Raw genomic sequence first — 13,990 nt, 5'->3', positions numbered from 1 at the left:
CCCTAGCCCGGGACCCTCTGGACCGTCGGGGGATGCCCGTTCCAGGTGCAGAACACGGACGACGCCCGGCCGCCCGAAGTGAAGTCAACCCGGATCCACTCGGACTGCTTCCAGACCTGCATCCGCCAGCCCGTGTCCGGCGTCGCGGAGACCAGGGAGGCCGAGTACTTGCCGAGATCCAGCACGACCCTTCCGCCCGGCACCGTGTAGCTCTTCACCGTCGCCGGTGCGGCGGAGGGGGCGGGGGAGCGCGGCGGACGGGTGTCCTTGTGGCCGGAAGTGCCCGACGGCTTGGGGGACGACGACGTCGGAGAAGGCTTGGGCCGCCGGGTGGAGGAGGACCGCGGCTGAGCGCCGCCGTCGGCCTCGCTCAACGCGGTCGCATCGCTGGGTATGGGGAGCGCGCGCGGCGGATCGTACGCCGTGCCGGCGAGCACGGTGTGGACGCCCCACCACGACAGCGTGACGGCGGCGCCCGTGGCGAGCGACCAGGCTGCGGCGTGAACGAGACCTCGTTGCATCTGGCTCATACTGCCGCACTTGGCCGGATCCGTACGCTGTTCCGCGCAGGACGGACATCACCCGTATGGCGTACGGTGCCGCTCATGGCAAGTGTGCTCGTGGTCGAGGACGACCAGTTCGTACGCTCCGCCCTCATCCGGCACCTGACCGATGCCTCCCACACCGTGCGAAGCGTCGGCACGGCCCTCGAGGCGCTGCGCGAGGTTGCCCATGTCGGCTTCGATGTCGTGATCCTCGATCTGGGACTCCCCGATCTCGACGGGTCGGAGGCGCTGAAGATGCTGCGTGGCATCACCGATGTCCCGGTGATCATCGCGACGGCGCGGGACGACGAGTCCGAGATCGTCCGTCTGTTGCACGCCGGGGCGGACGACTACCTGGTCAAGCCGTTCTCCGTCGAGCACCTGTCCGCCCGGATGGCCGCCGTGCTGCGCCGCTCGCGCTCGGCCGCTGGTGCCGAGCCGCCGTCCCGGGTGATCCGCGTCGGCGGGCTCGCGATCGATCCGCTGCGGCGTCAGGCCGAGCTGGACGGGGACGGGCTGGACCTCACGCGCCGCGAGTTCGACCTGCTGGCCTTCCTCGCCGGGCGGCCCGGTGTCGTCGTATCGCGCAAGGAGCTGCTGGCCGAGGTGTGGCAGCAGTCCTACGGGGACGACCAGACGATCGACGTCCATCTGTCCTGGCTGCGCCGCAAGTTGGGTGAGACGGCCGCCAAGCCGCGCTATCTGCATACGCTGCGCGGAGTCGGGGTCAAGCTGGAACAACCGCCGCGATGAGGTGGGCACTGGTCAAGGTGAGCCTGGCCGTCACCGCGATGGTCGTGGTCGCCTTCGCCGTACCGCTCGGGCTCGTGGTCAAGGAGATGGCGCGCGACCGGGCCTTCTCCAACGCCGAGCGGCAGGCCGCCACCATCGGCCCGGCCCTCGCCATCACCACAGACCGGGCACAGCTGCTGCGTGCGGTGGCCAGTACCCAGGCCGGTGCGGAGGGCCGGATGGCCGTGCACGTACCGGCCGCCGACGAGCGGCCGGCGGACACGTCGGATGCCGTCGGCGGCGCGGTGGAGGTCGGCGAACAGCGGGCCACCGAGGACGACCTGGCCACCTCGACCCGGCTCGGCCGCGCGTCCATCTCGTCCGTGCCCGGTGGTTTCGCACTGCTCCAGCCGACCGCCGTCGGCTCCGGTGAGGTCGCCATCGTCGAGGTGTTCGTACCGGACCGCGATGTCACCAACGGCGTCAACACCGCCTGGCTGGTGCTCTCCGTGGTCGGCCTCGCGCTGATCATCGGCTCGGTCGCGATCGCCGACCGGCTCGGCACCCGTATGGTCCGTCCTGCCGAGGAGTTGGCGGGGGCCGCCCAGGATCTGGGTGAGGGCAAGCTCGGCACGCGCGTGCCCGAGGAGGGGCCCGCCGAGCTGCGGGCGGCCGCGGTCGCCTTCAACTCGATGGCCGACCAGGTGGTGCAACTGCTCGCCAACGAGCGGGAGCTGGCCGCCGACCTCTCCCACCGGCTGCGCACCCCGCTGACCGTACTGCGGCTCAACGCCGCCTCCCTCGGCGACGGTCCGGCCGCCGACCAGACCCGGGCGGCCGTCGCCCAGCTGGAGGGCGAGGTCGACCAGATCATCCGCACCGCGCGCGAGCAGAAGCCGCAGACCCAGAGCCCGCTGAGCGCGGCCGCCGGCTGCGACGCCTCCGAGGTGATCCGGGAACGGATGGACTTCTGGTCGGCGCTCGCCGAGGACGAGGGCCGGAAGGTACGGCTCGCGGGTGTGGACCGGCCTGTACGTATCCCGGTCGCGCGTCCCGAGCTCGCCGCCGCCCTCGACGCGATGCTCGGCAACGTCTTCCGGCACACGCCCGAGGGCACCGCCTTCGCGGTGGATGTGCACAACGGCGACGATGCCGTGATCGTGCTGGTCTCGGACGCGGGTCCCGGCATCGCCGACCCGGACGCGGCGCTGCGCCGCGGGCAGGGCGACGGCAAAGTCGGCTCGACCGGGCTCGGCCTGGACATTGTCCGCCGCGTCGCGGAGTCCACCGGCGGGGACGTGCGGATCGGGCATTCGGTGCTCGGCGGTACGGAGGTCCGGGTCTGGCTCGCGCTGGACGGGCGGGGGCCGTCCCAGGGGCGCCGCGGGCACCGGGTCGTCCGGCGCAGGCGCGGCAAGGTTGCCGGCTGAGCCTGTCGAGGTCCGGAATTCGCTCGAACGACTCCTCGGACAACTGGCGGAATGCCTTGAACGATTAATCGCCGCCGATCGCGCCCTTAAGGGCGCCATAAGAACGTCCGGGGCCGGGTCGATCTTGGCTTTTGTCCGGTTCGGGCTCGCTAGCGTGCTCCTCACCCACCCCCCGTACAGCAGAGGCAGGCACGCGAATGAGCAGGACTCATCGGCGCAGCATGGGCCGCAGGACCAAGGTGATCGGCGCGGTGCTGACCGCGGCCGCCGTGGGCGGCGGCGCGGTCGTGCTGGCCGGGACGGCACAGGCCGCCTCTGTCGGCGCGGCGTACACCAGGACGAGTGACTGGGGCGGCGGCTACACCGGGCAGTACGTCATCAGCAACGAGACGGACAAGGCGCTGTCCCGCTGGAAGCTCGAGTTCGATCTGCCGGCTGGTACGAAGCTGAGCTCGATGTGGAACGCCTCGCACACCGCCAAGGGGCAGCACATCACCGTGAAGCCCGCGAGCTGGAGTGATGAGATCGCCCCCGGCAAGTCCGTGACGGTCGGTTTCGTCGCCACGTCGGACGCGAAGGCGGCCGCCCCGCGGGCCTGTCTGATCAACGAGGTGAAGTGTTCGGTCGACGACGGCGCCAAGCCGCCGGTGCCGAGCGGCCGCCCGACCCGGACCGCCGAGCCGAGCGTCACCCCCTCCCCGACGAAGACGCCGACCGCGGAGCCGTCGCGCCCCGCCACGGCCTCCCCCTCGCCGTCCAAGACCTCGGGTGCGGGCGCGGGCTCCGGTTCCGCGGCGGGTGCGGGCTTCGCCCCGTACATCGACACCTCGCTCTTCCCGGCCTACGACATGCTGGGCACGGCGAAGAAGACCGGGGTGAAGGAGTTCAACCTCGCGTTCATCACCTCGGGCGGCGGCTGCACTCCGAAGTGGGGCGGCGTGACCGACCTGGGCAGCGACCCGGTGGCCGCGCAGATCGGTGACCTCCGCAAGGCGGGCGGCGATGTGCGCGTGTCCTTCGGCGGCGCGGCGGGATCCGAGCTGGGCGTCGCCTGCTCCTCGGCCTCCGAGCTGGCGGCGGCGTACGGCAAGGTCGTCGACGAGTACAAGCTGACCAAGGCCGACTTCGACATCGAGGGTGCCGCGCTGCCGGATGCCACGGCCAACACCCGCCGCGCGCAGGCCATCGCCGAGCTGCAGAAGAAGAACCCCGATCTCGATGTGTCCTTCACCCTGCCGGTGTTGCCCTCGGGCCTCACCCAGCCGGGCGTCGACCTGCTCGCCGACGCCAAGAAGAACGGTGTGAAGATCTCCGCCGTGAACATCATGGCGATGGACTACGGACCGGCGTTCAGCGGCGACATGGGCCAGTACGCGATCGAGGCGGCGACCGCCACGCAGGGGCAGATCAAGAGCGTCCTCGGACTGTCGGACCAGGCCGCCTGGAAGGCCGTCGCCGTCACTCCGATGATCGGCGTCAATGACGTCGTCACCGAGATCTTCAAGGTCGAGGACGCCACACAGCTGGTGAAGTTCGCCGAGTCCAAGGACCTGGGGTGGCTGTCGATGTGGTCCTCGACCCGTGACAAGCAGTGCCCGGGCGGCGCGAAGGACAGCGCCGACGCGACCTGCAGCTCGATCGTCCAGGACGAGCTGGCCTTCACCAAGGCCTTCGGCACGTACGGCGGCTGAGACCCGTTTGTATGGCGGCTGAGACCCGCTGTACGCACAGCGGCTGAACCCCCCGGGTACGTACAGCGGCTGAACCCCGCACCCCCACGGCACCCCCCACACGCGCGCCCCGGCCCGGCTCCCCCCCACCCGGCCGGGGCGCGCCCCTGTGCCGTTATGCGGCGGGCAATTCACCGGTCCGGGCCACCTCCGCGTACCAGCGGGCGCTGGATTTGGGGGTACGGGTCTGGTTCGCGTAGTCGACATGGATCGCCCCGAACCGTTTGCCGTAGCCGTAGGCCCATTCGAAGTTGTCCAGCAGGGACCAGAGGAAGTAGCCGCGGACATCCGCGCCGTCGGTGATCGCGCGGTGCGTGGCCGCCAGATGCGCCTGCAGATAGGCGATCCGTTCCGGGTCGTGGACGGCGCCGTCGGCGTCCGGCTTGTCCTCGTACGCCGCCCCGTTCTCGGTGATCATCAGAGGCAGGCCGGGGGCCTCGCGGGTGAAGCGCATCAGCAGGTCGTAGAGGCCGGTCGGGTCGACGGACCAGTCCATGGCGGTGAGTTCACCGGGCGGCTGGTGGAACGCGATGCGCTCGGCGCCGGGCCACGGGGAGTGTTTGCCCGCGCCGTGGCCGTCCTTGCGCGGAGGCCGGTTGTCAGTGGCGGCTGATACCACTGAGGGCGTGTAGTAGTTGATGCCCAGCGCGTCCAGGGGGTGCTTGATGACGGCCGGATCGGTGTCGTGCACGTACGACCAGTCGGTGAGCCGCGCGGTGTCGGCGAAGAGGTCGGCGGGGTACCGGCCGTGGAGCATGGGGTCGCTGAAGATACGCGTCGCCAGGGCGTCGATCTGCCGCTGAGCGTCGGCGTCAGTGGCGGCCGGGGGCATTCCGGGCGACGGCGTCAGGGCTCGTACGGCTCCGGGGTTGAGGCTGACCGAGATCCGGGCGCGGGACGGCAGCGCGGACCGCAGGGCCTGGGCTCCGAGGCCGTGGGCGAGGTTGAGGTGGTGCGCGGCGCGCAGGGCCGCGACCGGGTCCGTACGGCCCGGCGCGTGCACTCCCGATCCGTAGCCGAGAAAGGCACTGCACCAGGGCTCGTTGAGGGTCGTCCACAGCTCGACACGGTCACCGAGGGCGTCGGCGACGAGCCGCGCGTACTCGGCGAAGCGGTGCGCCGTGTCGCGCTCGGGCCAGCCGCCCGCGGCCTCCAGCTCCTGCGGCAGATCCCAGTGGTAGAGGGTCAGCAGCGGCTGGATGCCGTACGTCAGCAGCTCGTCGACGAGTGAGCGGTAGAAGTCGAGGCCGCGCTGGACGGCGGGGCCCCGGCCGGTGGGCTGCACGCGCGGCCAGGAGACGGAGAAGCGATAGGCGCCGAGCCCCAGCTCGGCCATGAGCCGGACATCGTCACGGAAGCGGTGGTAGTGGTCGACGGCGACGTCACCGGTGTCGCCGCCGTACACCTTGCCGGGCGTATGGCTGAAGGTGTCCCAGATGGAGGGCGTGCGGCCGTCCTCCCGGGCGGCGCCCTCGACCTGATACGCGGCGGTGGCGGCGCCCCAGAGGAATCCGGGCGGAAAGCGATACGTCATGGAACGCTCCCATGGTGAGTGGGTCGGTGCTGGTGAGGCTGTGAGGCTGTGAGCGGTGAATCGGTGGGTGGTCACCGACGGAGAGGAGGCGAGGGGGGATGTCCGCGGGAAGCCGCACGGAAGGGGCGTGCGTAGGGGCCGTACGTACGGGCCGTACGGAGGGCAGCCGGTCAGCCCTTGATCGCGCCCTGCATGGTGCCGCCGACGATCTGCTTGCCGAAGAGGGTGAAGGCGAGCAGCAGCGGCAGGGTGCCGAGCAGCGCGCCGGCCATGATGACCGACTGGTCCGGAATGTAGCCGCGGCCCAGGCCCGTCAGCGCGACCTGCACCGTCGGATTGTCCTGGGTCAGCGCGATGATTGGCCAGAAGAAGTCGTTCCATGCCTGGACGAAGGTGAGCATCGCGAGCACGGCCATGGCGGGCCGGGCAGCCGGGAAGACCACATGCAGGACGATCCGCAGACTGCTCGCGCCGTCCACCCGCGCAGCCTCGATCAGCTCGGTCGGCAGCGCCTCGGTCAGATACTGCCGCATGAAGAACACCCCGAAGGCGCTGACCAGGGTCGGCAGGATCACGGCCTGGAGCTGGTTCGTCCACTCCAGTTCGGCGACCGTCATGAACAGCGGCACCACGCTCAGCTGGGGCGGCACCATCATCGTGGCGATGGTCAGTATGAGCAGCACGTTCTTGAGACGGAAGCGCAGCTTGGCGAAGGCGAAACCGGCGAGGGTCGAGAACAGCACGGTGCCCGCCGTGACGGTCACGGCCACCACGGTCGTGTTGAGCAGCGCCAGACCCATGTTGGCGTCCGTCCAGGCGGTCTCCATGTTCCGGAACAGATTCCCGCCGAACCAGAAGGGCGGGGGCGTCTGGGCGAGCCGGGTATTGGTGCGGGATGCGGCGATCGCCGTCCACAGCAGGGGGAAGAGCGAGCCGGCGGTGAAGACGGCCAGTACGGCGTAGGTGATCCTGCCGCCGTGCAGCTGCCGACCGGCCTGACCCGCCCTGCCTGTTCTGCCCTCCCTGCGCGCCCTACCCGCCCTGCCGGGCCAGCCGATGTGTGCGGCCGTCATGGCACCCCCTCACTGGCTCTTCCGCAGCCGACGCACGATCAGCCAATGGACCGCGGCGATCAGCAGCAGGATCAGGAACATCGTCCAGGCGATGGCGGAGGCCCGGCCGAGATGGAAGTTGAACCAGCCCTGCTCGTACATATAGAGGCCCAGGGTCTGGAACTGGTGCGAGGCGCCGCCCTTCTCGCCCCCGGCGCCGCCGAACAGCAGCGGTTCACCGAAGAGCTGGGTGGCCCCGATCGTCGAGACGACGACGGTGAAGAGGATCGTCGGCCGCAGCGAGGGGATCGTCACATGGATGAACTGCTGCCAACGCGATGCCCCGTCCAGAGCCGCCGACTCGTACAGATCGCGCGGAACGGCCTGCATCGCCGCCAGATAGATCAGCGCGTTGTAGCCCGTCCACCGCCAGATCACGATCGAGGAGACCGCCAGCTGCGAACTCCACTCGCCGTTCTGCCAGTCGATGCCGTCGAGGCCGACCAGACCCAGCGCCCAGTTGACCATCCCGTAGTCGCGCCCGAAGAGGAGCACGAACACGAGCGTTGCGGCCGCCACCGATGTGGCGTACGGGGCGAGCATCGCGACGCGGAAGAAGTTCGAGCCGCGCAACCGGTAGTTGAGGAGGTGGGCGATCCCGAGCGCCATCAGCAGCTGGGGGACGGTCGAGATCACGCCGATGGTGAAGGTGTTGCGCAGCGCGTTCCAGAAGAACTCGTCCTCCAGCAGCCGGGTGTAGTTGTGCAGCCCCGCCCACTCCATGGCCGTGGGGTCGTGCAGGGACACCCGGTGCAGCGACGACCAGCCCGTATAGAGGAGAGGGAAGAGCCCGAAGACGGTGAAGAAGACGAAGAAGGGCGCGACGAAGGCATACGGGCTCCAGCGCACGTCGCGGCGGTAGCGGCGGCTGCGCCGCAGCGCGCGGCGCTGTGCGCGGAGGGCCGCGCCCCCCTGCCCTGCGGGGGGCGCGGCCGTACGGGACTCGACAGCCATCCGGTCACTGGTCCAGTGCGTTGTCGATGTTCTTCACCGCCGCGGCCCAGCCCTGACCCGGGGTCCTGCCCTGCTGCTCGACCTGGAGCACACCCACATCGGTGATGGCTGTCTGGATGGTCAGGTCCTTCTCACCGACCACCAGCGTCGGGATGCCTCGCGCCGCGTCCGCGAAGATCTTGCCGATCGGCGCATGGTCGAAGTACTCGTGCCGCGCGCCGGCGACTTCGGGTAGCTCGTACGCCGCCCGGGAACTGGGGAAGCTGGCCTGCTTCTCGAAGAGCTTGGCCTGTTGCTCGGGTGCGGTCAGCCAGGCGGCGAGCTTGACGGCCTCGTCCTTGTTCTTCGCGGCCTCCGGCACGGCGAGGAAGGAACCGCCCCAGTTGGCGGGCTTGGGCGCCGGGGCGACGTCCCAGCGGTCCGCCGCCTTCTCCCCGGCCTTCTCCTTGATGTAGCCGAGCATCCACGGCGGGCAGGAGACGGTGGCGAAGCGGCCGTTGGCGTACGCCTGGTCCCAGGTCTTGTCGAACTGCTTGAGCTTGGCGGTCATCTTCCCGTCGATGGCGTCCATCGCCAGGCCCCAGGCTTCCTTCACCGCCGGGCTGTCCTTGTAGATGATCTTGCCGCTCTTGTCGTAGTAGCGCTCCACGTTGCCCGAGACGGCCGCGTTGTAGACACCGCCCGCCGAGTCGAGGAAGACCGTGCCCTTCGGCGCCTTCGCCATGTAGTCCCTGCCGGTGTCGATGTACTTCCGCCAGTCGCCCGCCCAGAGCTTGCCGACCTCCTTGCGGTCGGTCGGCAGCCCGGCCTGTCGGAACAGGTCCTTGCGGTAGCAGATCGCCATCGGCCCGATGTCGGTCCCCAGGCCCACGGTCTTCCCGTTCTCCGCCGTGGCCTGCGCCCACTTCCAGGGGACGAAGCTCTCCTTGTCCACGCCCGTCGTCTCGCCCAGGTCGACGAACTTGTCGGAGTGCTTGGCCGCGACCTCGGTGATGTTCCCGACCTCGACGGCCTGAATGTCCTGCAGCCCGCTGCCGGTGCCGAGATGGGTGAGCAGGTTGGGGTAGTACTGGTCCACCCGCTCGATCGAGGTCTCCTTGACCGTGACGCCGGGGTTGAGCTTCTCGTACGCGTCGTAGAGCCCGGCCTGTTTGTAGCCGAAGACTCCGAAGACGCCTACGGTGACGGTCGTCCTCCCCTTGCCGTCCCCGCCGCCCGGGCTCGCCGAACCCGGTTCGTCACTGTCCTCGGCGCAGCCGGCGAGCAGACCGGTGCTCAGCGCGGCGACGGCAGTGAGGACCACCACCCGGCGGGACATCCGGAACCTTGAGCGCATTTCGTCCTCCTAGCGCACTGACGTACCGCTCGGCCATGGGGGATCGTGAGATGAGGAGTGTGGTGCTGCGGCTCGGGCGGGGAACGTACGGGATATGTATGAGTCCGATACCTTGGGAGCGCTCCCAGGCGTGATGTGTTGAAGAGTTGCGGCTCCCCGGTGGGGTGTCAAGGCTGCGGACACGGGCAACTTACCGAGCCCGAAGTGATGTTGAATGGCACGGCGGTGCCCGATGTATGGCTTATGGCTGGAGGCGGACATGGCGGGGATCGGACGGAGAGGTGGCAGGCCCACCCTGGAGGAGGTCGCCGCCCGAGCCGGTGTCGGCCGGGGTACCGTCTCCCGGGTGATCAACGGCTCGCCCCGGGTCAGCGACCGGACCCGCGCAGCCGTCGAGCGGGCCGTCGCCGAGCTGGGCTACGTACCGAACCGGGCGGCCCGGGCGCTCGCGGGCAACCGCGCCGACGCCGTGGCTCTTGTCATCCCCGAACCCGAGACGCGACTCTTCGCGGAACCGTACTTCTCCGACATCATCCGTGGTGTCGGCGCCGAACTCGCCGACACCGACCTGCAGTTGCTGCTCACCCTCATACGTACACCCAAGGAGCGCCAGCGCCTCGCCCAGTATCTCAGCGCGCACCGCGTCGACGGCGTGCTGCTGGTCTCCGTGCATACCGACGATCCACTGCCCGACCTGCTGGAGCAGATCGAGATGCCCGCGGTGCTCAGCGGCCGCCGCTCCGCCCGCGAGTCCGTGCCGTACGTCGACTCCGACAATGTCGGGGGTGCACGCACGGCCGTGGAGCACCTCATCGAGCGCGGCCGCCGCCGGATCGCGACGATCACCGGCCCGCTCGACATGTACGTGGCGCAGTGCCGGCTCGACGGCTACCGCCAGGCCTTGACCGACGCCGGCATCCCGGCCGACGAGGACTTGGTCGCGGGCGCGGACTTCACCGAGGAGGGCGGCCGCCGCGCGATGCGTGAGCTGCTGGACCGGGGCGCCGACCCGGACGCCGTCTTCGCCGCCTCCGATGTCATGGCGGCGGGCGCCCGCCAGGTCCTGCGCGAGTCCGGCCGCCGGGTCCCCGGGGACGTCGCCCTCGTCGGCTTCGACGACTCACCTGTCGCCCGCCATATGGACCCGCCGCTGACCAGCGTCCGGCAGCCGATCGAGGAGATGGGCCGGGCGATGGCCCGGGTGCTGCTGGAGGAGATTGCGGAGCGCAGCCGCGCGCGCCCGCAACTGGTCCTGCCCACCGAGCTGGTCGTCCGCGCGTCGTCCTGAAAGGAGCCGCGCTTCCCCTCGGGCGAGGGACCCCGGCCGGTCGGCGCGGGCTTTCGGCGCGGGGTTTCGGAGCGGGGTTTCGGCGCGGGCGGATCAGTTGTGGACGGCCAGCTTGAACTGGGCGTGAATGATCTTTCTGGGGGCGCTGTCGTTGTGTGAGACCAGCAGCGCCAGCGGCGTACCCGTGTGCACGAAGATCGCGTGATGCTTGGTGAAGCACTGGATCCCGGGCGAGCGGGGCCGGTGATCGGTGCCCGTGGAGTCAGCACTGCCGGCCAGGCCGAGCGGGTCGCGTACGAACCGGTCACGCAGCTCCGTGTACCCGCCCTCTTCCCAGTGGATGTTGGCCGTCAGATCGCCCCAGCCACCCGCCGCGGGCCAGATCAGCCCCGACCGGTCGTCGGCGCGCCAGTCGGCGACCTCGTAGCCGTCGGGCTGCCGCACCTGGTGCATGCTGTGCTCGTCGTAGGACTCCGCCGAGCCGAAGGGGAACCGCACGCAGTGATACCCGCCATCGGCAGGTATCACCTGAGGCTCATCCCGGATGAGCGAACACACAAGAACCGGCATCAGGACTCCTCTGTCTCAGGCCGACTGCACGCCGTGGGCGCCCGGACCGGCCCCCACTGCCGTGCCCGCCCCCGCACTGCGGCGCAGTTGCCCTTGCAGTTCCATGTCTGCCCGGTTCCGGTAACCGGGGATCTCCACCATGGTGTTGAGACCATCCGTCCCGGTGGCAGCAGTTGACCCCTCGATCGGGTGTCGTATTACGGCGGTGCTTTCTGGGGGGCGTGACGTGTCGATGGGCCTTGACGAATCCGGTGCCCTGGACTCGGCCCGTGCCTGTGCGCCTGCCGCCCTCGAGGGGCGGTCCTGGGTGTACGCCGTGGAGGGTGACAGGGCGGCCGGCCCGAGCGAGGGCCGGGCCCCAGGGGGATCCACGTGGCTTCCGGGACGACAAAGGCCGGACCTGTTCTCGCAGGTCCGGCCTTGATCATTTAAGGGTGAGTAACGGGACTCGAACCCGCGACATCCTGGACCACAACCAGGTGCTCTACCATCTGAGCTATACCCACCATGACCGGTGCTTTCCGCACCGGCCGAGAAAAAGTGTACAGGGTCGGGAGGGATGCTCGCTCCCGGCTTTGAGCCGACCGGGAGCGAGCCTCTACTGCGCCGTAAGCACGTGCTTCGCCGCGATCGCCTTCGCCGTGTCCGAGTCCGGACCGGGCTGCGGCACGAAGATCGCCTCCCGGTAGTAGCGCATTTCGGCGATACTCTCCCGGATGTCCGCGAGCGCCCGGTGGTTGCCGTTCTTCTCCGGACTGTTGAAGTACGCCCGCGGGTACCACCGCCGGGCCAGCTCCTTCACGGACGACACGTCGACGATCCGATAGTGCATATGGCTCTCCAGCGTCGGCATGTCGCGCAGCAGGAAGCCGCGGTCGGTGCCGACGGAGTTCCCGCACAGCGGTGCCTTGCCGCGATCCGGCACATGCGCGCGCACGTACTCCAGCACCTGGGCCTCGGCCGCCGCCAGCGTCGTGCCACCGTCCAGCTCGGCGAGCAGCCCGGAGTCCGTATGCATCTGCCGCACCACCTCGGGCATGGTGGTGAGCGCCTCGGCCGGCGGGCGGATCACGATGTCCACCCCGTCGCCGAGTACGTTCAGCTCCGAGTCCGTGACCAGCGCTGCCACCTCGATGAGCGCGTCGTTCGACAGCGAGAGGCCGGTCATCTCGCAGTCGATCCACACCATGCGATCGTTCATATGTCTCACCCTACGGGCCGGTCCCGCTGACCGGGCACGGACGGACGCCCCGGAATCCGGCCGCCGCCCTGCTCGGACAGCCGTGGGACATAGGCATCGGACTCCGGCTTGCCCTGTTCGTGCCCGGCAGGACCGCCCGGACCGCCCGCCGCGGCGGATCTGCGTATCGCCACGATGCCCGCCGGCTCGGCCTGCCGCTGCTCGATGATCTCCAGCCGCTCCGAACGCTCCGCGGCGCCGTTCTGCGGCCTGCGCGCGCGGTACGCCGCCCGGTAAGCCGCGGGGGAGGACCCCAGCTGCCTCCGGAAGTGACCGCGCAGGGCGACCGGCGACCGGAAGCCGCACCGGCCCGCGACCTCGTCCACCGAATAGTCCGAGGTCTCCAGGAGACGCTGCGCCTGGAGCACTCGCTGAGTGATCAGCCACTGCAGGGGAGCGCTCCCAGTGAGAGAACGGAATCTCCGGTCGAAGGTGCGGCGACTCATATAGGCGCGGGCTGCCAGGGTCTCCACGTCGAACTGCTCGTGCAGATGCTCGAGCGCCCACGCGACGACCTCGGCGAGCGGGTCCGCGCCGATCTCCTCGGGTAAAGACCTGTCGAGGTAGCGCTCCTGACCGCCGCTGCGGCGCGCCGGTACGACGAGCCGGCGGGCGAGCGCGCCCGCTGCCTCGGCGCCGTGGTCGGTGCGCACGATGTGCAGGCACAGGTCGATGCCGGCGGCTGTCCCCGCTGAGGTCAGCACGTCGCCGTCGTCCACATACAGCTCGCGTGGGTCCACATGGACGGACGGATAGCGCTTCGCAAGCGTCGGCGCGTACATCCAGTGCGTGGTGGCGGGCCGGCTGTCCAGCAGTCCGGCCGCGGCCAGCACGAAGGCCCCGGTGCACAGCCCGACGATCCGTGCCCCCTCTTCGTGGGCCCGGCGCAGCGCTTCCAGGGCCTCCGCCGGTGGTGGCGAAGTGATCGAACGCCATGCCGGTACGACCACGGTGCCGGCTCGGGCCAGCGCCTCCAGGCCGTACGGCGCGGTCAGTTCGAGTCCCCCGGTGGTGCGCAGCGGCGCGTCCTCCCCGGCGCACACCAGCAGCCGGTAGCGCGGCACCCCGGCGTCCTGGCGGTCGATGCCGAACACGGAAAGCGGGATGGAGCTCTCGAAGATGGGCCCGCCGCTGAAGAGCAGCACTGCGACGATCTCCCGGCGGCGGCGTCCGGACAGCTTCCGCGCGGCCTCCGGTACGGTCGTGGAGTCCTGGCTCATGGCTCTAAGCCCCCCTCGGTGGTCGCGTCCTCTCGGTCCTGCACGTTTCCCCTCGGTCCTGCACAAGTCCCCCGCCGTGAATGGCCAAGATCGAATCTACTGTGTCGTACGAGGTCGGCGTGACAAGTTCACCACCCACCGCTATGTCGACATGACAACTTGGCGTGAAGCATTCGATCACGAAGCGTCGCACTCGACGGCTCCGCTGGGAAGTACGCCTCTCGCCCTTGCCCCATGCCCGTAGGGTGCACGCGCCCCCGACGCTCCTTTCAGCCCAGGTGGACAGGGGGTTGAGGGCC

Annotated in this window: 12 protein-coding genes and 1 tRNA gene; 4 read left to right on the top strand and 9 right to left on the bottom strand. The window is 69.9% G+C overall.

Features of this window, described 5'->3' with window-relative positions:
* Positions 1–2: 2 nt before the first annotated feature.
* The gene (locus ABZW18_RS08880) at positions 3–521 is read right to left on the bottom strand and encodes a hypothetical protein (protein WP_356184144.1); all 519 of its coding nucleotides are present in this window, start codon (positions 519–521) and stop codon (positions 3–5) included.
* Between the two features lie 84 nt (positions 522–605).
* Between ABZW18_RS08880 and ABZW18_RS08875 the strand changes: the two genes are divergently transcribed.
* The 3 genes from ABZW18_RS08875 (at position 606) to ABZW18_RS08865 (ending at position 4,398) form a co-directional block, all read left to right on the top strand.
* Positions 606–1,298 (top strand): response regulator transcription factor, encoded by a 693-nt coding sequence (locus ABZW18_RS08875; RefSeq protein WP_356184142.1) that lies wholly within the window; start codon positions 606–608, stop codon positions 1,296–1,298.
* The gene (locus ABZW18_RS08870) at positions 1,295–2,707 is read left to right on the top strand and encodes a HAMP domain-containing sensor histidine kinase (protein WP_356184139.1); all 1,413 of its coding nucleotides are present in this window, start codon (positions 1,295–1,297) and stop codon (positions 2,705–2,707) included. Before ABZW18_RS08875 ends, ABZW18_RS08870 begins: the two co-directional genes overlap by 4 nt.
* 197 nt (positions 2,708–2,904) lie before the next feature.
* Positions 2,905–4,398 (top strand): cellulose binding domain-containing protein, encoded by a 1,494-nt coding sequence (locus ABZW18_RS08865; RefSeq protein ID WP_356184136.1) that lies wholly within the window; start codon positions 2,905–2,907, stop codon positions 4,396–4,398.
* A 154-nt stretch (positions 4,399–4,552) separates the two neighbouring features.
* Here the strand turns inward: ABZW18_RS08865 and ABZW18_RS08860 are convergent, their stop codons facing one another.
* The 4 genes from ABZW18_RS08860 to ABZW18_RS08845 form a co-directional block, all read right to left on the bottom strand.
* Positions 4,553–5,971, bottom strand: a complete 1,419-nt coding sequence (locus ABZW18_RS08860; protein ID WP_356184133.1) for a GH1 family beta-glucosidase — start codon at positions 5,969–5,971, stop codon at positions 4,553–4,555.
* Positions 5,972–6,141: 170 nt separating this feature from the next.
* Entirely contained in the window at positions 6,142–7,044 is a 903-nt protein-coding gene (locus tag ABZW18_RS08855) for a carbohydrate ABC transporter permease (RefSeq protein WP_356184131.1), read from the bottom strand.
* A 9-nt stretch (positions 7,045–7,053) separates the two neighbouring features.
* Positions 7,054–8,037 (bottom strand): sugar ABC transporter permease, encoded by a 984-nt coding sequence (locus ABZW18_RS08850; protein WP_356184128.1) that lies wholly within the window; start codon positions 8,035–8,037, stop codon positions 7,054–7,056.
* Positions 8,038–8,041: 4 nt separating this feature from the next.
* Positions 8,042–9,373: an extracellular solute-binding protein gene (locus ABZW18_RS08845; RefSeq protein ID WP_356184125.1), complete on the bottom strand. Its 1,332-nt coding sequence runs from the start codon at positions 9,371–9,373 to the stop codon at positions 8,042–8,044.
* A gap of 259 nt (positions 9,374–9,632) precedes the next feature.
* On the opposite strand from ABZW18_RS08845, the gene ABZW18_RS08840 reads away from it, so the two are divergent.
* Positions 9,633–10,661: a LacI family DNA-binding transcriptional regulator gene (locus tag ABZW18_RS08840; protein WP_356184122.1), complete on the top strand. Its 1,029-nt coding sequence runs from the start codon at positions 9,633–9,635 to the stop codon at positions 10,659–10,661.
* 93 nt (positions 10,662–10,754) lie between these two features.
* Here the strand turns inward: ABZW18_RS08840 and ABZW18_RS08835 are convergent, their stop codons facing one another.
* From ABZW18_RS08835 to ABZW18_RS08820, 4 genes are all read right to left on the bottom strand, one after another.
* On the bottom strand, positions 10,755–11,231 hold the full coding sequence (locus ABZW18_RS08835; protein WP_356184120.1) for a hypothetical protein: 477 nt from the start codon (positions 11,229–11,231) through the stop codon (positions 10,755–10,757).
* Between the two features lie 433 nt (positions 11,232–11,664).
* A tRNA-His gene (locus ABZW18_RS08830) sits at positions 11,665–11,737 on the bottom strand.
* Between the two features lie 92 nt (positions 11,738–11,829).
* Positions 11,830–12,432: an oligoribonuclease gene (gene orn, locus ABZW18_RS08825; RefSeq protein ID WP_356184118.1), complete on the bottom strand. Its 603-nt coding sequence runs from the start codon at positions 12,430–12,432 to the stop codon at positions 11,830–11,832.
* A 5-nt stretch (positions 12,433–12,437) separates the two neighbouring features.
* Positions 12,438–13,691: a helix-turn-helix domain-containing protein gene (locus ABZW18_RS08820; protein ID WP_356184117.1), complete on the bottom strand. Its 1,254-nt coding sequence runs from the start codon at positions 13,689–13,691 to the stop codon at positions 12,438–12,440.
* Between the last annotated feature and the right edge of the window lie 299 nt (positions 13,692–13,990).

It is taken from the genome of Streptomyces sp. NPDC004647 (assembly GCF_040609575.1).
GTDB lineage: Bacteria > Actinomycetota > Actinomycetes > Streptomycetales > Streptomycetaceae > Streptomyces.
The sequence above is the reverse complement of the archived record's forward strand: the minus strand, read 5'-3'. Positions and strand labels throughout refer to the sequence as shown.